The sequence below is a fragment of the Citrobacter sp. KTE151 genome (genome assembly GCF_000398845.1).
Lineage (GTDB): Bacteria > Pseudomonadota > Gammaproteobacteria > Enterobacterales > Enterobacteriaceae > Citrobacter > Citrobacter braakii.
Genome location: NZ_KB976059.1, coordinates 504148 through 525741, shown reverse-complemented (window position 1 = coordinate 525741; position 21594 = coordinate 504148). Strand labels below are relative to the sequence as shown.

The window sequence follows — 21594 nt, the reverse complement described above, 5'->3', positions numbered from 1 at the left end:
GTTTCATCCATTCATAATGAATATAAAAGCTGATAAATCATAAAGATATGAAATCCCAAATGAGGCGTTATCTTTAGTTCTTCGTTACCATAAATGCAAATAAATATGCTTAAATATGTCAAACCGTGAAAAATATGTTCAACGATCAGATGATTAATTTTATATACCCTGAGAAATTCAGCACAATTCGCTTAAGTTTATCAGAAACTTTCCCCCTTAACGGGAGCATTTGCAGGGAGTGGGGTTGACATCAGTCTTCATATCCAGTACCACTAAAAGCATATCGCATTCGCCTGGAGCTTGATTGATGACTTACATTGCTCGTTTTATCGGTCTACTACTACTAAACGCATTCTCATTGCGCGGTAGACTGGTGGACGACATTCAGCATTAAGTCAGCTCCAGTTAAGACAAAAAACCCGCGCCGTTGCGCGGGTTTTTTTATGCTCGAAGCAAGGCGCCCTAAAGACCAAGGACCTAAACCATGAGCCAGCAAGTCATTATTTTCGATACCACCTTACGTGACGGTGAACAGGCGTTACAGGCGAGCCTGAGTGTGAAAGAAAAACTGCAGATTGCGCTGGCCCTCGAGCGTATGGGCGTTGACGTGATGGAGGTCGGTTTTCCGGTCTCTTCACCGGGTGACTTTGAGTCCGTACAAACCATCGCTCGTCAGGTTAAGAACAGCCGCGTTTGCGCCTTAGCCCGCTGCGTAGAAAAAGATATCGACGTTGCCGCAGAATCTCTGAAAGTCGCTGAGGCCTTCCGCATTCATACGTTCATCGCCACCTCGCCGATGCATATCGCGACGAAATTGCGCAGCACGTTGGATGAAGTGATCGAGCGAGCAGTCTACATGGTGAAGCGTGCGCGTAATTATACGGATGACGTGGAGTTCTCATGCGAGGATGCTGGCCGTACCCCTATTGCCGATCTGGCCCGCGTGGTCGAAGCCGCGATTAATGCGGGTGCCAAAACCATCAATATCCCCGATACCGTGGGCTACACCATGCCTTTCGAATTCGGAGCAATCATTTCTGGTCTGTATGAACGCGTACCGAATATCGATAAAGCCATCATCTCCGTGCACACCCATGATGATTTAGGTCTGGGCGTTGGCAACGCGTTGGCGGCCGTCCACGCCGGTGCTCGCCAGGTGGAAGGCGCGATGAACGGTATCGGCGAACGCGCCGGTAACTGCTCACTGGAAGAAGTGATCATGGCGATCAAAGTGCGCAAAGATATCCTGAACGTACAGACCCGCATTAATCACCAAGAAATCTGGCGTACCAGTCAGTTAGTCAGCCAAATCTGCAACATGCCCATTCCGGCCAACAAAGCCATTGTCGGTAGCGGCGCCTTTGCCCACTCCTCTGGCATCCATCAGGACGGCGTACTGAAAAATCGTGAAAACTACGAAATCATGACGCCTGAATCCATCGGTCTGAACCAGGTGCAGTTGAACCTGACTTCCCGTTCCGGACGCGCCGCGGTGAAACACCGTATGGATGAGATGGGATATAAAGAGAATGAATACAACCTGGACAACCTGTACGACGCATTCCTGAAGCTGGCGGATAAAAAAGGTCAGGTATTTGATTACGACCTGGAAGCGCTGGCCTTTATTAATAAACAGCAGGAAGAGCCGGAGCATTTCCGTCTGGATTACTTCAGCGTGCAGTCCGGCTCAAATGACATCGCCACCGCCTCCGTCAAGCTGGCCTGCGGTGAAGAAGTCAAAGCCGAAGCGGCGAACGGCAACGGTCCGGTCGATGCCATTTATCAGGCCATCAACCGTGTGACCGAGTACAACATCGAACTGGTGAAATACAGCCTGACCGCCAAAGGGCACGGTAAAGATGCGCTGGGCCAGGTGGATATCGTTGCTAATTATAACGGTCGCCGCTTCCACGGCGTCGGTCTGGCAACAGATATCGTCGAATCGTCCGCGAAAGCGATGGTTCATGTGCTGAACAACATTTGGCGCGCCGAAGAAGTCGAAAAAGAATTGCAACGCAAAGCTCAGAACAACGAGAACAACAAGGAAACCGTGTGATGTCGAAGAATTATCATATTGCTGTTTTGCCGGGCGACGGTATTGGCCCGGAAGTGTTGGCGCAAGCCCTGAAGGTACTGGACGCAATCCGCAACCGTTTTAACATGCGCATTACCACCAGCCACTACGACGTGGGGGGGGCCGCTATCGATAACCATGGTCAGCCGCTGCCGCCAGCGACGGTTGAAGGCTGTGAGCAAGCTGACGCCATTCTGTTTGGCTCCGTTGGCGGCCCGAAATGGGAAAATCTGCCACCCAATCAGCAGCCTGAACGCGGCGCGCTGCTGCCGTTGCGTAAACACTTCAAATTATTCAGCAACCTGCGCCCGGCTAAGCTGTACCAGGGGCTGGAAGCATTTTGCCCTCTGCGCGCAGATATTGCCGCGAACGGTTTCGACATCCTGTGCGTGCGCGAACTGACCGGCGGTATCTACTTCGGTCAGCCAAAAGGCCGCGAAGGCAGCGGACAACATGAAAAAGCCTTTGATACCGAGGTTTATCACCGTTTCGAGATCGAGCGTATCGCACGTATCGCGTTTGAATCTGCTCGCCAGCGTCGCCGCAAAGTCACGTCGATTGATAAAGCCAACGTACTGCAAACGTCTATTCTGTGGCGCCAAATCGTCAATGAAATTGCTAATGAATATCCGGATGTTGAGCTGGCGCATATGTACATCGACAACGCGACGATGCAGTTGATCAAAGATCCATCCCAGTTCGACGTGCTGCTGTGCTCCAACTTGTTTGGCGACATTCTGTCTGACGAATGCGCCATGATCACCGGATCAATGGGGATGTTACCGTCCGCCAGCCTGAATGAGCAGGGCTTTGGTCTGTACGAGCCCGCTGGCGGCTCCGCTCCGGATATCGCCGGGAAAAACATTGCTAACCCTATCGCACAAATCCTTTCGCTGGCGCTGCTGCTGCGCTACAGCCTGGACGCCAATGATGCGGCAACCGCAATTGAGAGCGCCATCAACCGCGCATTAGAAGAAGGCATTCGCACCGGTGACTTAGCCCGTGGCGCTGCCGCAGTCGGTACCGATGAAATGGGTGACATTATTGCCCGTTACGTCGCAGAAGGGGTGTAATCATGGCCAAAACGTTATATGAAAAATTGTTCGATGCGCACGTCGTCTACGAAGCGCAAAACGAAACCCCGCTGTTGTATATCGACAGACATCTGGTGCATGAAGTGACCTCTCCGCAGGCGTTTGATGGCCTGCGTGCGCATGGCCGTCAGGTGCGCCAGCCGGGTAAAACCTTTGCCACCATGGACCATAACGTCTCCACGCAAACCAAAGACATTAACGCTTCCGGCAAAATGGCGCGCATTCAGATGCAGGAATTAATCAAAAACTGCAATGAATTTGGCGTCGAACTGTACGACCTGAACCACCCGTATCAGGGGATCGTTCACGTGATGGGGCCTGAGCAAGGCGTGACGTTGCCGGGTATGACTATCGTTTGCGGCGACTCCCACACCGCCACACACGGCGCGTTTGGCGCGCTGGCCTTTGGTATTGGCACCTCTGAAGTTGAACACGTTCTGGCGACGCAGACCCTGAAACAGGGGCGTGCCAAAACCATGAAGATTGAAGTTAACGGCACAGCAGCACCTGGCATTACCGCCAAAGATATCGTGCTGGCGATTATCGGTAAAACCGGTAGTGCAGGCGGTACTGGACACGTCGTTGAATTTTGTGGCGAAGCCATCCGTGCGCTGAGCATGGAAGGCCGTATGACCCTGTGCAACATGGCCATTGAAATGGGCGCCAAAGCGGGTCTGGTCGCACCGGATGAAACCACCTTTAACTATGTGCAGGGGCGTTTACACGCACCGAAGGGTGAGGATTTTACCAACGCGGTTGCGTACTGGAAAACGCTGAAAACCGACGACAACGCGACGTTTGATACCGTCGTTACCCTGCAGGCAGAAGAGATCGCACCGCAGGTCACTTGGGGTACGAACCCGGGTCAGGTCATCTCGGTGAACGATAATATTCCCGACCCGGCGTCATTTTCCGATCCCGTTGAGCGCGCATCGGCTGAAAAAGCGCTGGCATATATGGGGCTGAAACCGGGTATTCCGTTAACAGAAGTGGCTATTGATAAAGTGTTTATCGGTTCCTGTACCAACTCGCGTATTGAAGATTTACGCGCTGCGGCCCAAATCGCCAAAGGGCGCAAAGTTGCGCCAGGCGTACAGGCGCTGGTTGTACCGGGTTCTGGTCCGGTGAAAGCGCAGGCTGAAGCGGAAGGTCTGGACAAGATCTTCATCGAAGCCGGGTTTGAATGGCGTTTACCGGGCTGTTCCATGTGTCTGGCCATGAACAATGACCGCCTGAACCCAGGCGAGCGCTGTGCATCCACCAGCAACCGTAACTTTGAAGGCCGCCAGGGCCGCGGTGGTCGCACGCATTTAGTCAGCCCGGCCATGGCCGCCGCTGCCGCCGTTACCGGTCATTTTGCCGACATTCGCAGCATCAAATAAGGAAACTACCATGGCAGAGAAATTTACCCAACATACCGGCCTGGTTGTCCCACTGGATGCCGCCAACGTGGATACCGACGCGATTATTCCCAAACAGTTTTTGCAGAAGGTTACGCGCACCGGTTTTGGCGCTCATCTGTTTAACGACTGGCGTTTCCTGGACGAAAAAGGGCAACAGCCTAACCCAGAGTTCGTACTGAACTTCCCGGAATATAAAGGCGCGTCAATTCTGCTGGCGCGGGAAAACTTTGGCTGCGGCTCTTCACGTGAACATGCGCCATGGGCGCTGACCGATTACGGCTTTAAAGTGGTGATCGCGCCAAGCTTCGCCGACATCTTCTACGGCAACAGCTTCAATAACCAACTGCTGCCGGTGACCCTGAGCGATGCGCAGGTAGATGAAATGTTCGCCCTGGTGAAAGCCAATCCGGGCATTAAATTTGAAGTGGATCTGGAAGCGCAGGTGGTGAAAGCGGGCGATAAGTCCTACAGCTTTAAAATCGACGACTTCCGCCGCCACTGCATGCTGAACGGTCTGGACAGCATCGGACTGACGCTGCAGCATGAAGCAGCCATCACCGAGTACGAAGACAAGCAGCCAGCGTTTATGCGCTAGTCCTTGTGGTGCCGGATAAGCGCAGCGCATCCGGCACTCCAAAAATCAAACGTCCTTCACCCGCCCGGTCATCACCAGCGTGACCACAGAAATCGCCGCAATCACCCAATAGACGGCAAAGTGACCGTAGCTTTGCGCAACAGCCCCCTGAATCACTCCCGCGAGAATGACCCCCGTTGAAATACTGTTGGTAAATAATGTGGTCGCTGACCCCGCACGCCCGGGCATAAGATCCTGAAACCACAGCATTCCTATCCCGGCGATGATACCGATAAATACTGCATTAAACAGTTGCAGCGCCAGCAGCGCCGTGCGGCTGTGAAAGAAGATCAAACCAAGATAAAACAGTACGCCCGCCGCGACGGCCGCGATCATCATTCGCCGTTTGCCAAAGCGCTTCACATAGTAGCCCGCCAGGATCATCGCCGGAATTTCCAGCCCAGCCGCCGTCCCCATCAGGATACCGGCCAGCTTGTCCGGTAACCCCAGCTCAAGGCTTATCCACAGCGGCATATCGATGATGTACATGGTATTGCAGGTCCACATCAGCGTGGAGGCAATAAACAACATGCGCACATTTTTGTCCTGCCAACCGCCGGTCTGTTCCAGCGGTACGTCAACAGGTTGCTCCACCCGCGCGACAGACGGCAGTATCAGCGCAATCAGCACCAGGCTAATGGCGAAAATCCCTGCGGCAATGGAAAACATCGCCGTAAAGCCGTAATTCAGCGCCAGCATGAAGGCCAGCGGCGGTCCAATTACCCAGGCCAGCGAAAGCTGCGCACGCATCACCGAGCTAAACATCACCACTTCACGCGCGGAGTTATCAGCGTATTCCCGCGCCAGCGCAAACAGCTGCGGCATGGCAGTATTCGCCAGCGAGGCCAGCAGCACACCGCAGGTGATAAGCGTGAGATAGTGGCGATTAAACGCAAACAGCAGCGCGTTTCCGATTGCCATCAGGCAGCAGAACATGATCAGCTTGCGCCTGTCGCCCTGGCTGTCGGATCGTTTCGCGAGGCCAAGGCTGACAACGATCCCGACAATCGCATTGACGGTATAAAACAGCCCGACCCAAAACGGCTGCGCCCCGACTTCACGGCTCAGGAACAAGCTCAGCGTGGGTGCCTGCAATGCACCTGCTACGCCCATCATAAAAGCGACCAGCATAAATGCCGCGTAAACGCCGTTGAGGCGCCGTCCCATGGTCATAATCCAGAGCATTACAGTTCCTTTTAGCGCAGCAGAAACAAAAAAAGCCAGCAGTGATTATCTGCTGGCGCGGCGATTAACACCAATACTCAGTCACACATGATGTCTGCAATTCCCAATTCAGGAGTCAGGCTGTCACCTCCCACTGCATCAGTTCTTCGAGCATCTTTAAGCGCTGCGGTGCGCTCAGGCAAGCCAACCAGGACGATTTTTCTGTCGCGGTAAAGTATTTCAACCAGAACTGACGCATAGATGACCCCTTCGTTGTCTCATCGCTTCATCGGAATCTATTATTGGCTTAATATAGGGAAAATAAAATTGCTGAGTTTTTCGCAGGAGTTCCCCTTTTATGTCTTCTGGTCGTCTGCAACAACAGTTCATCCGTCTGTGGCAATGCTGTGACGGCAAAACGCAAGACACGACGCTGAACGAGCTGGCGGAGCTGCTGAGTTGTTCGCGCCGCCATATGCGTACCCTGCTCAATACCATGCAAGAACGCGGCTGGTTAACGTGGGAAGCCGAAGTTGGGCGAGGTAAACGCTCGCGCCTGACTTTCCTATATACCGGGCTGGCACTCCAGCAGCAGCGAGCAGAAGACCTGCTGGAACAGGATCGCATCGATCAACTGGTGCAGCTGGTCGGTGACAAAACGGCCGTACGACAGATGCTGGTTTCGCACCTGGGACGCAGCTTTCGCCAGGGGCGGCACATCATGCGCGTTCTCTATTATCGTCCCATGCACAACCTGCTTCCCGGTACGGCGCTACGCCGTTCAGAAACTCATATCGCCCGGCAAATCTTCAGCGCCTTAATTCGGGTAAATGAGGAAAATGGGGAACTGGAAGCGGACATCGCCCATCACTGGCAGCAGATTTCACCTTTACACTGGCGATTCTTCCTGCGTCCGGGGATTCATTTTCATCATGGTCGCGAACTGGAAATGGAAGATGTCATCACCTCGCTGATGCGCATTAAAGCCCTGCCGCTGTACTCGCACATCACGCAGATCGTTTCTCCCACGGCCTGGACGCTGGATATCCATCTCGCCCAACCCGACCGCTGGCTTCCCTGGCTATTGGGGCAAGTCCCCGCCATGATCCTGCCGCGAGAATGGGAGACGCTCAGCAACTTCTCCAGCCACCCAATTGGCACTGGTCCCTATGCGGTGATGCGCAATACCAATAACCAACTGAAAATTCATGCATTTGATGATTACTTTGGCTACCGGGCGCTGATCGACGAAGTTAACGTTTGGGTTTTACCCGATATCGGTGAAGAGCCTGGCGGTGGGTTGACGCTAAAAGGCCCCACGGAGGATGAAAAGGCGATCGAAAGCCGCCTCGAGGAAGGATGCTACTACCTGCTGTTTGATGCGCGCACCCACCGTGGCGCTAATCAGGAGGTTCGCGATTGGGTTAGCCGCGTTCTTTCGCCAACCCATCTCATCTGCCACGCCGACGAACAGTTCCAGCGACTGTGGTTTCCCGCCTACGGTTTGCTCCCCCGCTGGCACCATGCCAAACCCGGCCATGGTGAAAAACCCGCCGGACTGGAAACGCTGACGATCACCTACTATCGCGATCACATCGAACATCGGATTATCGCGCAGATCATGAAGACGTTGCTGGCAGAGCATCAGGTACAGTTAAATATTCAGGAGATCGACTACGATCAGTGGCATGCGGGTGAAATCGTCAGCGATATCTGGCTCAACAGCGCCAACTTTACCCTACCGCTGGATTTCTCGCTGTTCGCCCATTTGTGCGAAGTCCCGTTGCTGCAAAACTGTATCTCGCGGGACTGGGAAAACGATGCGGCCCGCTGGCGAACGGGCGAAATGAGCCTGGCGGCATGGTGCCAACAGCTGCTCGCTACAAAGGCCATTGTGCCGCTAATCCACCACTGGCTCATCATTCAAGGACAGCGCAGTATGCGCGGGTTACGCATGAACACCCTCGGCTGGTTTGATTTTAAATCAGCGTGGTTTGCACCACCGGATCCTTAGATCCGGCTCTTGATTGCCGCATAGCAACAAAATCATTACACTAACGCCGTTCTCAACGGGGTGCTAAATAAAAACATACACAAAATCATTCACGCTGCATCAAGGCGGCAAGCGAGTGAGTCCCCAGGAGCATAGATAACTATGTGACTGGGGTGAGCGACAAATCTGCCGGGAGCAGATTTGAACGCTGCTTGCAGCGGCCCCGAAGGGGCGAGGCCCGGAGATGGGCCGAGTAACGCAGCCAACACAGAGGCAGCGTGAATGATGAAGTGTATGGGCTGAGAGATACCCGTCGAACCTGATCCGGATAATGCCGGCGAAGGGATTTGAGGCTGCAACTCAAGTCCTTTGCCACCCAACTTTATGAGGTGCAAAGTGTTTAAAAAATGTCTTCCGCTTTTACTGCTGTGCGCAGCGCCTGCTTTCGCCAAACCTGTACTGACCGTATATACCTACGACTCGTTCGCAGCTGACTGGGGCCCGGGCCCGACAATAAAAAAAGCCTTTGAAGCTGACTGCAACTGTGAACTGAAACTGGTCGCGCTGGAAGATGGCGTCTCGCTGCTTAACCGCCTGCGCATGGAAGGAAAAAACAGTAAAGCTGACGTCGTACTGGGCCTCGATAACAACCTTCTGGAAGCCGCCACCCAAACCAAACTGTTTGCCAAAAGCGGTGTAGCAAGTGAAGCCGTAAACGTGCCCGGCGGCTGGAAAAACGATACCTTCGTTCCGTTTGATTACGGCTATTTCGCCTTCGTTTATGATAAGAACAAGCTGAAGAATCCGCCCAAAAGCCTGAAAGAACTGGTAGAGAGCGATCAAAAATGGCGCGTCATTTATCAGGACCCGCGTACCAGCACGCCGGGGCTGGGCCTGCTGCTATGGATGCAGAAAGTCTATGGCGATAAGGCGCCGGAGGCCTGGCGCGCGCTTTCGGCAAAAACCGTCACGGTCACCAAGGGCTGGAGTGAAGCCTACGGCCTGTTCCTGAAGGGCGAAAGCGACCTGGTACTCAGCTACACCACCTCTCCGGCCTATCACATCATCGCCGAGAAAAAAGACAACTACGCCGCAGCCAACTTTAGCGAAGGCCACTATTTGCAGGTAGAAGTCGCCGCCCGTACTGCGGCCAGCAAACAGCCGGAACTGGCCGAGAAATTCCTCAAGTTTATGGTGTCTCCGGCCTTCCAGAACGCGATTCCGACCGGCAACTGGATGTATCCGGTAACCCAGGTCGCCCTACCGTCTGGATTCGAGCAACTGAATAAGCCAGCCACCGCGCTGGAATTTACGCCGCAGCAGGTTGCGGCTCAACGCCAGGCATGGATTAGCGAATGGCAACGCGCCGTCAGCCGTTAATTCCCGGCTGGCTGGTTCCAGGGCTTACCGCCGCCACGCTGATGGTGGCCGTTGCCCTGGCCGCGTTTCTGGCGCTGTGGTTTAACGCCCCACGGGGGAAGTGGCTCTCACTGTGGCAAGACGACTACCTGTGGCACGTGGTGCGCTTTTCTTTCTGGCAGGCTTTTTTATCCGCAGTGCTGTCGGTCATCCCGGCGATTTTCCTTGCCAGAGCGCTCTATCGCCGCCGTTTTCCAGGACGACAGGCGCTGCTGCGCCTGTGCGCGATGACGTTAATCCTGCCAGTGCTGGTCGCAGTCTTCGGTATTCTTAGCGTGTACGGTCGTCAGGGCTGGCTGGCCTCGATCTGGCATACATTCGGGCTGGAATGGACGTTTTCGCCGTACGGTCTGCAGGGCATTCTGCTGGCGCACGTCTTTTTCAATCTGCCGATGGCCAGTCGTCTGCTGTTGCAGTCTCTGGAGAATATTCCCGGCGAACAGCGACAGTTAGCCGCTCAGTTAGGTCTGCGCGGCTGGCATTTCTTCCGCTTTGTTGAATGGCCGTGGCTGCGTCGGCAAATCCTTCCCGTCGCGGCGCTCATCTTTATGCTCTGTTTCGCCAGCTTCGCCACCGTTTTGTCGCTGGGCGGTGGACCGCAGGCCACAACCATCGAGCTGGCGATTTATCAGGCGCTGAACTTTGATTACGATCCCGCCCGCGCCGCCATGCTGGCGTTGATCCAGATGGTTTGTTGTTTAGCGCTGGTGCTCCTCAGCCAACGTCTGAGCCGCGCCATTGCCCCCGGTACCACGTTGGTTCAGGGCTGGCGCGATCCCGACGATCGTCTGCACAGCCGCCTGGCAGACGCACTGCTGATTATTCTGGCCCTGCTGCTACTGCTGCCGCCGCTGCTGGCGGTAATTGTCGATGGTTTTAACCGCCATATGCTGGATGTTCTTAAGCAACCTGTACTGTGGCACGCGCTGGGAACCTCGCTGCGTATTGCGCTGGCGGCAGGTGCGTTGTGCGTTGTTCTCACCATGATGCTGTTATGGAGCAGTCGTGAACTGCGTGCCCGACAGCAGGTGCTGGCAGGTCAGATGCTGGAACTTAGCGGCATGTTGATCCTCGCCATGCCGGGCATCGTGCTGGCAACCGGCTTCTTTCTGCTGCTCAATAACACCATTGGACTCCCCGAATCAGCCGACGGCATTGTCATTTTTACCAATGCGCTGATGGCGATCCCTTACGCGCTGAAGGTGCTGGAAAACCCAATGCGGGACGTCACCACCCGCTACAGTATGTTGTGCCAGTCGTTGGGAATTGAGGGATGGTCGCGCCTGAAAGTGGTTGAACTGCGTGCCCTGAAGCGCCCGCTGGCGCAGGCGATGGCTTTTGCCTGCGTGCTGTCGATTGGCGATTTTGGCGTGGTCGCGCTATTTGGTAATGAGGATTTCCGCACCCTGCCGTTTTATTTATATCAGCAGATTGGCTCTTATCGCAGTCAGGATGGCGCAGTTACGGCGTTATTGCTGCTAATCCTGTGCTTTACGCTGTTTACCGTTATTGAGAAATTGCCGGGTCGAAATGTTAAAACTGATTGATATCACATGGCTTTATCACCATTTGCCGATGCGCTTTACGCTGTCGATCGCGCGCGGTGAGCAGGTCGCGATCCTCGGGCCCAGCGGCGCCGGGAAAAGTACGCTGCTGAATCTGATCGCCGGCTTCCTCACGCCTGCCAGCGGTACCATGTTGATTGAAGGTGAAGATCACACCGCCACGCCTCCCTCACGTCGCCCCGTTTCGATGCTGTTTCAGGAAAATAACCTGTTCAGCCACCTGAGCGTGCAGCAAAACATCGGCCTGGGCCTTAACCCGGGATTGAAGCTGAACGCATCGCAGCGGGAGAAAATGCATCACATCGCCCAGCAAATGGGGATCGACTCACTGCTGGAGCGCCTCCCCGGTGAGCTTTCCGGCGGTCAGCGACAGCGCGTAGCGCTGGCGCGTTGCCTGGTGCGGGAACAACCCATTTTGCTGCTTGATGAACCGTTCTCTGCGCTCGATCCCGCCCTGCGCCAGGAGATGTTAACGCTGGTTGCCGAGGTCTGTCGCGATAAACAGCTTACGTTGCTGATGGTGTCCCACAGCGTAGAAGATGCGGCGCGAATTGCGTCCCGTTCGATTGTGGTCGCCGACGGGCGCATCGCCTGGCAGGGCAAAACGGATGAGTTATTAAGCGGTCAGGCCAGCGCCTCGACGCTCTTGGGCATCAAAGCCGAGTGATTGATTTCCCAGGCCGGATAAGCGTCAGCGCCATCCGGCAAAAGAATCGTCAGAAACCCACGACTTTACGCAGAATATCAATATACACCGGCATCAGCGGATGGCGCAGTAACGCCACCAGCGCGACCACGCCGATCCCAAGCGTCAACGGCGCCAGATACAGTAAACGGCTGCGGGGGAAATACGCGGTTAAGCGATCGACTGCCGCTTTGCCGCTACGCCACAGTCGCCAGCAAAACCAGCCCCCTACCCATAGCAACAGCGCCGTCGCCAGCAGCAACCATTTAAAATCCCCGCTCTGCATCTCAGAAGGAATATCAATTGCCGCCCCCGCCAGGATCCCCGGCAGGAAGTAGAACGGCGGCCACAGTACGCAACCAATAATATTCGGGACGATAAATTTAGCGACAGGCAGATCCAGCATGCCCGCCACCATTGGCACCAGCGGACGCGTCGGTCCCACAAAACGCCCCACCAGAATGGTAAACATGCTGTGCTGATGCAGCGCGTGCTCGGTTTTATCCAGCAACGCCTTGTTCTTTTTCATGAACGACCAACGATGCAGCGGCTTTTTAAAGCGCCAGCCCAACCAGAAAGAGATCCAGTCCCCCAACAGGCAACCAATGATGCCCGCAAGCCAGGCATGCCAGAAGTTCAGTTCGCCACTGCCAATCAGCGCCCCCAGTCCCGCCATCATCACGGTACCGGGCAGAATCAGACCAACCAGCGCCAGTGACTCCAGAAAGGCCACCAGCAGTACGGCGATCAGGGAGTACAGGGCGGACTGAAGAATAAAGTGTTCCAGCAATGCTTGCATAATGTGTCCGTCAGATTTACGAAGCAGGGATTTTGATAACCCGTCTCAACTTCGTCAAGCCATCAATTGTCTGAATAGATTGCGAGTTATGACAACTTTCAGGACACATCATTCACTTTTTATTCACATCCGGCGCGAAACTCGCTCGGACTGGCGCCAGTACATTTTTTGAAAACGCGAGAAAAATAGAGCTGATCGTCAAAGCCAACATTGCGCCCCACCGTAGCAATGGGCATACGAGTGGTACTCAGCAATAGCTTGGCCTGGCTGATACGCTGATCCTCGCGCCAGCTTAATACGCTGATACCCAACTGCTGACGGAACAGATGCGACAAACGGGAAGGCGACAGGCAGACGTGCTGTGCGACGCTGGCAATATCAAAATTACTGTCCGCCAGGTGATCGCTGATGTACTGGCAAGCGTCGCGCACGCGGTTGTCCATGGGGGGATGCAGCGATTCATTAATGGCTTCCATACGGCGGAGCAATAACTGTTCCAGTAAATTAATCGCCAGCAGTTCGGAATAGCGACCTTCTCCCTGCCCGGCGTTAATTATCTGCCCAAACAGTTCGTTAAAATGCGGCTGATGTGCTTCATCCGGACGAAAGAATCCAGTCTGGGCAAAAATGGCCGGCCAGGTCAGCCACTCCTGCCAGTAGGCTCGTGGGCGAAAGTAAACCCACTGGTGATACCACTCGCTGGCATCAGGATGGCGTCCGTAGTGGTGAATTTCTCCGGGCGGAAACAGCAAAATATCGCCAGGCCGACAGACAAATTGTTTGCCCTGATTATTGATAACCCCTTCGCCACGGATAGTGAGATTGAGGATATAGCCCTTCATACCCAGCGGCCTGTCGATAAAAAAATCCAGGTATCCGTTCGCCTCGATGGGGGTTAATCCGGCCACCAAATGCGCGTTAAACGAATAGCCTGGCAGCAGGGGATCGTTTTGCGTTTCAGCCATAATTTCAATACTCCCTATGTTCTGCTAAGAAACAATTTGTCCATATTACGCCAGACATCATTGCCGTCGCCCCTGCGGGCCGCTGTGTTTGCGGTAATGGACCATCAACCCCGCTTGTGAAAAGCACTTTGTAAAAAATATGTACTGCGCCAACGTTAAAATCGGCTAACAAAAGTGTCTATAACTACGGCAGAAATGTCCACATTGATTATTTGCACGGCGTCACACTTTGTGATGCCACAGCATTTTAGTCCATAAGATTAGCGAATCCTGCCTGACGGTTTTTATCCCTACTAACTACTGTTTATCCATACCTGTATTTTTGGATGGAGTAAGACGATGGCGATTGCAATTGGCCTCGATTTTGGCAGTGATTCAGTACGCGCTTTGGCAGTGGAATGTGCCACCGGTGAAGAAATCGCCACCAGCGTAGAGTGGTATCCACGTTGGCAGGAAGGACAGTATTGCGATGGCCCAAACAACCAGTTTCGCCATCATCCACGCGACTACATTGAATCGATGGAAGCGGCGCTGAAAACCGTGCTGGCCGAACTGAGCGTTAAACAGCGTGCGGAAGTGGTCGGGATTGGCGTTGACAGCACCGGTTCAACCCCGGCCCCCATCGATGCCGACGGCAACGTACTGGCGTTGCGTCCGGAGTTCGCTGAAAACCCAAATGCAATGTTTGTCCTGTGGAAAGATCACACTTCAGTAGAAGAAGCTGAAGAAATTACCCGTCTGTGCCACACACCGGGCAAGATCGATTACTCCCGCTATATCGGCGGTATTTATTCCAGCGAATGGTTCTGGGCCAAAATCCTGCATGTGACCCGTCAGGACCACGCGGTTGCCGAGGCCGCGGTTTCGTGGATTGAACTGTGCGACTGGGTTCCGGCCCTGCTCTCTAATACCGTACGTCCACAGGATATTCGTCGCGGTCGCTGCAGCGCCGGGCATAAATCCCTGTGGCATGAAAGCTGGGGTGGTCTACCGCCAGCCAGTTTCTTTGACGAACTCGACCCCATCCTTAACCGCCATCTGCAATACCCGATGTTTACCGATACCTTCACAGCCGACCTGCCGGTTGGCACCCTGTGCGCCGAGTGGGCGCAGCGTCTGGGACTACCGGAAAGCGTGGTGATTGCAGGCGGCGCTTTTGACTGCCATATGGGCGCGGTCGGCGCGGGCGCACAGCCCAATACGCTGGTGAAAGTCATTGGCACGTCGACCTGCGACATTCTGATTGCTGACAAACACAGCGTCGGCGAGCGCGCGGTGAAAGGCATTTGCGGCCAGGTTGATGGCAGCGTGGTGCCGCATTTTATTGGCCTCGAGGCAGGCCAGTCCGCGTTCGGCGATATCTATGCCTGGTTTAGCCGTGTGCTGAGCTGGCCGCTGGAGCAGCTTGCCGCGCAGCACCCGGAGCTGAAGACCCAGATTAAAGCCAGCCAAAAACAGCTGCTACCAGCGCTAACCGAAGCCTGGGCGAGAAATCCGTCGCTGGATCACCTGCCGGTGGTGCTCGACTGGTTCAACGGTCGCCGTACGCCCAATGCCAACCAGCGTCTGAAAGGAGTGATTACCGATCTGAATCTGGCAACCGACGCGCCAGCGCTGTTCGGCGGTCTGATTGCCGCCACCGCCTTTGGTGCACGCGCCATCATGGAATGCTTCACCGAACAAGGCATTGCGGTTAACAACGTAATGGCGCTAGGCGGCATCGCCCGTAAAAATCCGGTCATCATGCAGGCCTGTTGTGACGTGCTCAACCGTCCGCTACAGATTGTCGCTTCAGACCAGTGCTGCGCACTCGGTGCGGCTATCTTTGCCGCCGTTGCCGCGAAAGTACACACCGATATCCCAGCCGCTCAGCAACAGATGGCAAGCGCCGTGGAAAACACGCTGCAACCTCGACCAGAGCAGGCTCAACGTTTTGAACAGCTTTACCGCCGCTACCAGCAGTGGGCGGTTAGCGCTGAACAACAATACCTTCCGACTGCCGCTCCGGCGCAACAAACCCCGGTAGACCAGGCAACCCTGACACATTAAGGACACGACAATGACGATTTTTGATAACTATGAAGTGTGGTTTGTGATTGGTAGCCAGCATCTGTATGGCCCTGAAACCCTGCGTCAGGTAACCCAACATGCCGAGCACGTCGTTAACGCGCTGAACACTGAAGCTAAACTGCCCTGCAAACTGGTTTTAAAACCGCTGGGTACTTCACCTGACGAGATTACCGCTATTTGTCGTGACGCTAACTACGACGATCGCTGCGCAGGTCTGGTGGTCTGGCTGCACACTTTCTCTCCGGCCAAAATGTGGATTAACGGTCTGACTATCCTCAACAAGCCGCTGATGCAATTCCATACCCAGTTCAACGCCGCCCTGCCGTGGGACAGCATTGATATGGACTTTATGAACCTGAACCAGACCGCGCACGGCGGCCGTGAGTTCGGCTTCATCGGCGCACGTATGCGTCAGCAGCACGCCGTAGTCACCGGTCACTGGCAGGACAAACAAGCGCACGAACGCATCGGCTCCTGGATGCGCCAGGCCGTGTCCAAACAGGATACCCGCCATCTGAAAGTCTGCCGTTTTGGCGACAACATGCGTGAAGTCGCGGTCACCGATGGCGATAAAGTCGCTGCGCAGATCAAATTCGGCTTCTCGGTAAATACCTGGGCCGTAGGCGATCTGGTGCAGGTAGTGAACTCCATTAGCGACGGCGAAATCAACGCGCTAATCGATGAGTATGAAAGCACCTACACCATGACGGCGGCAACGCAAGTCCACGGTGAGAAACGTCAGAACGTACTGGAAGCAGCCCGTATTGAACTGGGGATGAAGCGTTTCCTGGAACAGGGCGGATTCCACGCCTTTACCACGACATTTGAAGATTTACACGGCCTGAAACAGCTCCCGGGTCTGGCCGTACAGCGTCTGATGCAACAAGGCTACGGCTTTGCGGGCGAAGGCGACTGGAAAACCGCCGCTCTGCTTCGCATCATGAAGGTGATGTCAACCGGTCTGCAGGGCGGCACCTCATTTATGGAGGATTACACCTATAACTTCGAGAAAGGCAACGATCTGGTGCTCGGCTCGCACATGCTGGAAGTGTGCCCGTCTATCGCGGTGGAAGATAAACCGATCCTCGACGTTCAGCATCTCGGCATTGGTGGTAAAGACGATCCCGCTCGTCTGATCTTCAACACCAAAACTGGTCCGGCAGTCGTTGCCAGCCTGATCGATCTTGGCGATCGCTATCGCCTGCTGGTTAACTGCATCGACACGGTTCAAACACCGCACTCCCTGCCGAAACTGCCGGTGGCTAACGCATTGTGGAAAGCCCAGCCTGATCTGCCGACCGCATCTGAAGCCTGGATCCTGGCCGGTGGCGCGCACCACACCGTCTTCAGCCACGCGCTGGATCTGAACGATATGCGCCAGTTCGCTGAAATGCACGATATCGAGATCGCCGTGATCGACAACGATACCCGCCTGCCGGCCTTTAAGGACGCGCTGCGCTGGAACGACGTCTATTACGGTTTTAAACGTTAATTATGTTGTTGCCGGATGGCTCTGCGTTTGCCCGCCATCCGGCACAGAGGAATCAACATGTTAGAAGATCTCAAACGTCAGGTGCTGGAAGCCAATCTGGCGTTGCCTAAGCACCACCTGGTCACCTTGACCTGGGGGAACGTGAGTGCCGTCGATCGCGAGCGCGGCGTGTTTGTGATAAAACCTTCCGGGGTCGATTACAGCGTTATGACCGCAGAAGATATGGTCGTAGTCAGTATCGCCACCGGTGAGGTTGTAGAAGGTACGAAGAAACCCTCCTCCGATACCCCAACGCACCGTCTGCTGTATCAGGCATTCCCGACCATTGGCGGCATTGTTCATACCCATTCGCGTCATGCAACCATCTGGGCGCAGGCGGGCCAGTCGATTCCAGCCACGGGTACCACCCATGCGGACTATTTCTACGGATCGATTCCCTGCACACGGAAAATGACCGAGGAAGAAATCAACGGCGAATATGAGTGGGAAACCGGTAACGTGATCGTTGAAACCTTTGAGAAACAAGGCATTGACGCTTCGCAGATGCCTGGCGTGCTGGTGCACTCTCACGGTCCGTTTGCCTGGGGAAAAAACGCCGAAGATGCGGTACACAACGCCATCGTGCTGGAAGAAGTCGCCTACATGGGGATCTTCTGTCGCCAGCTCGCGCCGCAATTGCCGGATATGCAGCAAACCCTGTTAGATAAACATTACCTACGTAAACACGGCGCAAAAGCTTACTACGGCCAGTGAAAACAATCTGAGCGCGCCCGGAATCTCGGTGGCGCGCTCTCTGGTTATTCCTTTATATATTCCGCAAACGCACTTCGATACACACAGTTATTAGCACAAACGTATTTAATCACGTTGTCATAATGTCCCTGCGCCTCTTCACCATCCAGTGAATGAAAGAAAATGTAATCTGTAATCGTTGACTGCCAGCGCTGTCCATTCAACAGATAATTAATCACCGTATCACGATGACCATTTATTCTGTCATGCCCTTGCCAGTGAAAGAAAGCATTCCCACGTTCAATAATCTCAGTACGCCAAATTTGACCTGACCATGTTCTATACTCAATATATTGACTTACTGATTTAATTGTAGGGTTAGATAACTGAGTATTAACAAATAAATAGTGTTCATATCCTACCTGTAACGCCTGAGTATAAATATCCATAATAGGCCTCCATAATACTACGCACCCAAGCTATTGATATAAAACACTCGAGCTATCAGATGAATAAAATTATATTCAGCGATAAAAAGCAAATTATACAGAGAGATATTCCCGACGAAATCGAACCGAAAATCCGTTTTTATCCAGACAATAGCAAGCCATAAAAATATATTATATTCAATCTGCTAACCCGAGTATTTGATTAAAATAGTTACACTAACCATGAATAAAAACAAATAAAAAAAATAACCATTTTTCCTGAACCGAGGGATGAGTAACAAAACCGTACGAGCACGATTCCGAAAATGACATAAAAATCCTGAAACGGACTTCCAATTAATGAAACAAACATAATTACAAAACAATAATAAATAAAAATAGCCATGACAGGCCAATAAAATAATTCAAGGAAGAGTTTTCAATTAAGGCATTCATTTATTAAATACCAACCTCTATCCTGTAACACTTTTACTGCGGAGGGCATTTTACTGTTACTGTCACAATAACTTCCTACAGTTCTCATTTTTAACTGTACAAAATAACAGTACAATCGTGTAAACCAGGCTATAATAATGCCTGGTTTTTTAATGGGTACGCAGCGTGGCGCAGGCAGGCTTTATTTTAACCCGGCACTGGCGGGACACTCCGCAGGGAACTGAGGTCACATTCTGGCTGGCTACAGACGACGGGCCGCTACAGGTCACGCTCGCACCTCAGGAGTCGGTCGCGTTTATTCCTGTCAGTCAGGTTCCTCGCGTAGCGTCATTATTACGCAATGAAAACGGCTATCGTCTGACGCCGCTGCAATTGCAAGACTTCCACCGCCAGCCCGTTTCCGGCCTGTATTGCCGCTCACATCGCCAGCTCATGCGGCTGGAAAAGCTGCTGCGTGAAAACGCAATTACCGTCTACGAGGCCGACGTGCGTCCGCCGGAACGGTATCTGATGGAGCGTTTTATCACCTCACCTGTGTGGGTTGAAGGCGACAGACATAACGGTACGCTGGTTAATGCCCGGTTGAAGCCGAACCCTGACTATCGACCGCCGCTGAAATGGGTCTCGCTGGATATCGAAACCACGCGCCACGGCGAACTCTACTGTATCGGCCTTGAAGGCTGTGGGCAGCGTATTGTCTACATGCTCGGCCCGGCAAACGGCGATGCCTCAGCGCTGGATTTTGAACTTGAATACGTCGCAAGCCGCCCGCAGTTACTGGAAAAGCTCAACGACTGGATTGCCCGTCACGATCCTGATGTGGTAATCGGCTGGAACGTCGTGCAATTCGATTTACGCGTCCTGCAAAAGCATGCTGAACGTTACCGCATTCCCCTGCGTTTTGGCCGTGACAATAGCGAGCTGGAGTGGCGCGAACATGGCTTCAAAAACGGCGTATTCTTCGCGCAGGCTAAAGGTCGCCTGATTATCGACGGCATTGAGGCGCTTAAATCCGCATTCTGGAATTTCTCATCCTTTTCACTGGAAACGGTGTCACAGGAGCTGCTGGGCGAAGGGAAGTCGATAGATAATCCCTGGGACAGGATGGACGAAATAGATCGCCGGTTTGCCCAGGATAAGCCCGCACTCGCCACCTACAATCTCAAAGACTGTGAGCTGGTCACGCGTATTTTTCATAAAACCGAGATCATGCCATTTTTGCTGGAACGATCGACGGTAAACGGCCTGCCGGTCGACCGGCACGGTGGTTCCGTTGCCGCCTTCGGCCATCTCTACCTACCGCGAATGCACCGGGCGGGCTATGTGGCACCGAATCTGGGGGAAGTTCCCGCGCACGCCAGCCCCGGTGGCTACGTGATGGACTCGCGCCCGGGTTTGTACGACTCCGTGCTGGTGCTGGATTACAAAAGCCTGTACCCGTCAATTATTCGTACTTTTTTGATCGATCCAGTGGGACTTATCGAAGGGATGGCACAGCCGGATCAGGAACACAGTACCGAGGGGTTCCTTGACGCCTGGTTCTCACGCGAAAAGCACTGTCTGCCGGAAATTGTTACCCAGATCTGGCATGGGCGTGATGAAGCCAAACGCCGCGGCAATAAGCCGCTCTCACAGGCGCTGAAAATCATCATGAACGCGTTTTACGGCGTGCTTGGCACCACCGCCTGCCGCTTTTTCGACCCGAGGCTGGCTTCGTCTATCACCATGCGCGGTCACGCGATCATGCGTCAGACCAAAGCGCTGATTGAGGCTCAGGGTTACGACGTCATCTATGGCGACACCGACTCCACCTTTGTCTGGCTTAAAAAGGCGCACTCGGAAGACGATGCGGCCCGGATTGGTCGGGAGCTGGTGAGCTATGTCAACAACTGGTGGGCGCAATCGCTGAAGCAGCAAAACCTGACCAGCGCGCTGGAGCTGGAATTTGAAACCCACTTTTGTCGCTTTCTGATGCCGACCATTCGCGGTGCAGATACCGGCAGCAAAAAACGCTACGCCGGAATGATTCAGTCAGGTGCTGAGCAACGCATGGTATTTAAAGGTCTGGAAACGGTACGCACCGACTGGACGCCGCTGGCCCAGCAGTTTCAGCAGGAGCTGTACCTGCGAATTTTTCGTAACGAGCCTTATCAAGAGTTTGTTCGCGAGACTATCGACCGTCTGATGGCGGGTGAACTGGATGAACACCTGGTGTACCGCAAACGCCTGCGCCGCCCGTTGAGCGAATACCAGCGGAATGTTCCGCCGCACGTTCGCGCCGCGCGGCTCGCCGATGAGCAGAATGTCAAACTGGGGCGTCCGCAGCAGTATCAGAATCGTGGCACGATTAAATATGTCTGGACGATAAATGGACCTGAACCTGTTGATTATCAGCTATCTGCACTTGATTACGAGCATTATCTGACCCGCCAGATCCAGCCGGTTGCCGAGGGAATTCTTCCCTTTATTGATGATAATTTTGCTACACTACTCACAGGACAACTGGGGTTATTTTGACGCGTGACGAAACCGCCGCCATCCAGTACCATAGCGCCCTTTCCATTCCTGGACCCATTTAACACCCCTACCACTGATTTATTAGCCTGGTAGCGGGGTCGTAT

General features: G+C 53.9%; 18 protein-coding genes and 1 riboswitch. Of the genes, 13 read left to right on the top strand and 5 right to left on the bottom strand.

Annotation, left to right across the window (positions count from 1 at the left end):
* Window positions 1-307 precede the first annotated feature (307 nt).
* From leuL to leuD, 5 genes are all read left to right on the top strand, one after another.
* A complete protein-coding gene (gene leuL, locus WC7_RS27285; RefSeq protein WP_049269161.1) occupies window positions 308-394 on the top strand; it encodes a leu operon leader peptide in 87 nt (28 codons plus the stop codon).
* Between the two features lie 90 nt (window positions 395-484).
* Window positions 485-2056 (top strand): 2-isopropylmalate synthase, encoded by a 1572-nt coding sequence (leuA, locus tag WC7_RS21810; RefSeq protein ID WP_016151686.1) that lies wholly within the window; start codon window positions 485-487, stop codon window positions 2054-2056.
* Window positions 2056-3147: a 3-isopropylmalate dehydrogenase gene (gene leuB, locus WC7_RS21815; RefSeq protein WP_016151685.1), complete on the top strand. Its 1092-nt coding sequence runs from the start codon at window positions 2056-2058 to the stop codon at window positions 3145-3147. Before leuA ends, leuB begins: the two co-directional genes overlap by 1 nt.
* A 2-nt stretch (window positions 3148-3149) precedes the next feature.
* Window positions 3150-4550: a 3-isopropylmalate dehydratase large subunit gene (gene leuC, locus WC7_RS21820; protein ID WP_016151684.1), complete on the top strand. Its 1401-nt coding sequence runs from the start codon at window positions 3150-3152 to the stop codon at window positions 4548-4550.
* 10 nt (window positions 4551-4560) lie between these two features.
* Window positions 4561-5166 (top strand): 3-isopropylmalate dehydratase small subunit, encoded by a 606-nt coding sequence (gene leuD / locus WC7_RS21825; protein ID WP_016151683.1) that lies wholly within the window; start codon window positions 4561-4563, stop codon window positions 5164-5166.
* Between the two features lie 45 nt (window positions 5167-5211).
* Here leuD and WC7_RS21830 read toward each other — a convergent pair whose 3' ends face one another.
* Both WC7_RS21830 and sgrT read right to left on the bottom strand, forming a co-directional pair.
* Window positions 5212-6390 carry a sugar efflux transporter gene (locus WC7_RS21830; protein WP_016151682.1) on the bottom strand — a complete coding sequence of 393 codons (1179 nt, stop codon included), beginning with the start codon at window positions 6388-6390 and terminating at the stop codon, window positions 5212-5214.
* A 115-nt stretch (window positions 6391-6505) separates the two neighbouring features.
* The gene (gene sgrT / locus WC7_RS21835; RefSeq protein ID WP_016151681.1) at window positions 6506-6628 is read right to left on the bottom strand and encodes a glucose uptake inhibitor SgrT; all 123 of its coding nucleotides are present in this window, start codon (window positions 6626-6628) and stop codon (window positions 6506-6508) included.
* Between the two features lie 99 nt (window positions 6629-6727).
* On the opposite strand from sgrT, the gene sgrR reads away from it, so the two are divergent.
* The 4 genes from sgrR (at window position 6728) to thiQ (ending at window position 12013) form a co-directional block, all read left to right on the top strand.
* Entirely contained in the window at window positions 6728-8383 is a 1656-nt protein-coding gene (sgrR, locus tag WC7_RS21840; RefSeq protein ID WP_016151680.1) for an HTH-type transcriptional regulator SgrR, read from the top strand.
* A gap of 239 nt (window positions 8384-8622) precedes the next feature.
* Window positions 8623-8725, top strand: a riboswitch (TPP riboswitch).
* Between the two features lie 33 nt (window positions 8726-8758).
* Window positions 8759-9742, top strand: a complete 984-nt coding sequence (gene thiB / locus WC7_RS21845) for a thiamine ABC transporter substrate binding subunit (protein ID WP_016151679.1) — start codon at window positions 8759-8761, stop codon at window positions 9740-9742.
* Window positions 9718-11328, top strand: coding sequence for a thiamine/thiamine pyrophosphate ABC transporter permease ThiP (gene thiP, locus WC7_RS21850; protein ID WP_016151678.1), 1611 nt, complete (start codon window positions 9718-9720; stop codon window positions 11326-11328). The genes thiB and thiP overlap by 25 nt, the downstream gene beginning before the upstream one ends.
* Window positions 11312-12013 carry a thiamine ABC transporter ATP-binding protein ThiQ gene (thiQ, locus tag WC7_RS21855; RefSeq protein ID WP_016151677.1) on the top strand — a complete coding sequence of 234 codons (702 nt, stop codon included), beginning with the start codon at window positions 11312-11314 and terminating at the stop codon, window positions 12011-12013. Before thiP ends, thiQ begins: the two co-directional genes overlap by 17 nt.
* Window positions 12014-12062: 49 nt before the next feature.
* Here the strand turns inward: thiQ and WC7_RS21860 are convergent, their stop codons facing one another.
* Window positions 12063-12830: a DedA family protein gene (locus WC7_RS21860; RefSeq protein WP_016151676.1), complete on the bottom strand. Its 768-nt coding sequence runs from the start codon at window positions 12828-12830 to the stop codon at window positions 12063-12065.
* A gap of 119 nt (window positions 12831-12949) precedes the next feature.
* Entirely contained in the window at window positions 12950-13795 is an 846-nt protein-coding gene (araC, locus tag WC7_RS21865; protein ID WP_003018834.1) for an arabinose operon transcriptional regulator AraC, read from the bottom strand.
* A 339-nt stretch (window positions 13796-14134) separates the two neighbouring features.
* Here araC and araB point away from each other — a divergent pair, with 339 nt between their 5' ends.
* Genes araB through araD form a run of 3 tightly spaced genes read left to right on the top strand, consistent with a single transcriptional unit; the run spans window position 14135 to window position 18110 of the window.
* Complete coding sequence (gene araB / locus WC7_RS21870) at window positions 14135-15844, top strand: ribulokinase (RefSeq protein WP_016151675.1); 1710 nt, start codon at window positions 14135-14137, stop codon at window positions 15842-15844.
* 10 nt (window positions 15845-15854) lie between these two features.
* The gene (gene araA, locus WC7_RS21875) at window positions 15855-17357 is read left to right on the top strand and encodes an L-arabinose isomerase (RefSeq protein WP_016151674.1); all 1503 of its coding nucleotides are present in this window, start codon (window positions 15855-15857) and stop codon (window positions 17355-17357) included.
* A 57-nt stretch (window positions 17358-17414) separates the two neighbouring features.
* Window positions 17415-18110: an L-ribulose-5-phosphate 4-epimerase gene (araD, locus tag WC7_RS21880; protein ID WP_016151673.1), complete on the top strand. Its 696-nt coding sequence runs from the start codon at window positions 17415-17417 to the stop codon at window positions 18108-18110.
* 44 nt (window positions 18111-18154) lie between these two features.
* Here the strand turns inward: araD and WC7_RS21885 are convergent, their stop codons facing one another.
* Window positions 18155-18538: a DUF4751 family protein gene (locus WC7_RS21885; RefSeq protein ID WP_016151672.1), complete on the bottom strand. Its 384-nt coding sequence runs from the start codon at window positions 18536-18538 to the stop codon at window positions 18155-18157.
* A gap of 600 nt (window positions 18539-19138) precedes the next feature.
* Between WC7_RS21885 and polB the strand changes: the two genes are divergently transcribed.
* Entirely contained in the window at window positions 19139-21490 is a 2352-nt protein-coding gene (gene polB / locus WC7_RS21890; protein WP_016151670.1) for a DNA polymerase II, read from the top strand.
* The last annotated feature ends 104 nt before the right edge of the window (window positions 21491-21594 follow it).

Bases quoted from the DNA above. Each gene is read 5' to 3' on its own strand.
- leuL (WP_049269161.1), top strand. From the start codon at position 308: ATGACTTACATTGCTCGTTTTATCGGTCTACTACTACTAAACGCATTC.
- leuA (WP_016151686.1), top strand. From the start codon at position 485: ATGAGCCAGCAAGTCATTATTTTCGATACCACCTTACGTGACGGTGAA.
- leuB (WP_016151685.1), top strand. From the start codon at position 2,056: ATGTCGAAGAATTATCATATTGCTGTTTTGCCGGGCGACGGTATTGGC.
- leuC (WP_016151684.1), top strand. From the start codon at position 3,150: ATGGCCAAAACGTTATATGAAAAATTGTTCGATGCGCACGTCGTCTAC.
- leuD (WP_016151683.1), top strand. From the start codon at position 4,561: ATGGCAGAGAAATTTACCCAACATACCGGCCTGGTTGTCCCACTGGAT.
- WC7_RS21830 (WP_016151682.1), bottom strand. From the start codon at position 6,390: ATGCTCTGGATTATGACCATGGGACGGCGCCTCAACGGCGTTTACGCG.
- sgrT (WP_016151681.1), bottom strand. From the start codon at position 6,628: ATGCGTCAGTTCTGGTTGAAATACTTTACCGCGACAGAAAAATCGTCC.
- sgrR (WP_016151680.1), top strand. From the start codon at position 6,728: ATGTCTTCTGGTCGTCTGCAACAACAGTTCATCCGTCTGTGGCAATGC.
- thiP (WP_016151678.1), top strand. From the start codon at position 9,718: ATGGCAACGCGCCGTCAGCCGTTAATTCCCGGCTGGCTGGTTCCAGGG.
- thiQ (WP_016151677.1), top strand. From the start codon at position 11,312: ATGTTAAAACTGATTGATATCACATGGCTTTATCACCATTTGCCGATG.
- WC7_RS21860 (WP_016151676.1), bottom strand. From the start codon at position 12,830: ATGCAAGCATTGCTGGAACACTTTATTCTTCAGTCCGCCCTGTACTCC.
- araC (WP_003018834.1), bottom strand. From the start codon at position 13,795: ATGGCTGAAACGCAAAACGATCCCCTGCTGCCAGGCTATTCGTTTAAC.
- araB (WP_016151675.1), top strand. From the start codon at position 14,135: ATGGCGATTGCAATTGGCCTCGATTTTGGCAGTGATTCAGTACGCGCT.
- araA (WP_016151674.1), top strand. From the start codon at position 15,855: ATGACGATTTTTGATAACTATGAAGTGTGGTTTGTGATTGGTAGCCAG.
- araD (WP_016151673.1), top strand. From the start codon at position 17,415: ATGTTAGAAGATCTCAAACGTCAGGTGCTGGAAGCCAATCTGGCGTTG.
- WC7_RS21885 (WP_016151672.1), bottom strand. From the start codon at position 18,538: ATGGATATTTATACTCAGGCGTTACAGGTAGGATATGAACACTATTTA.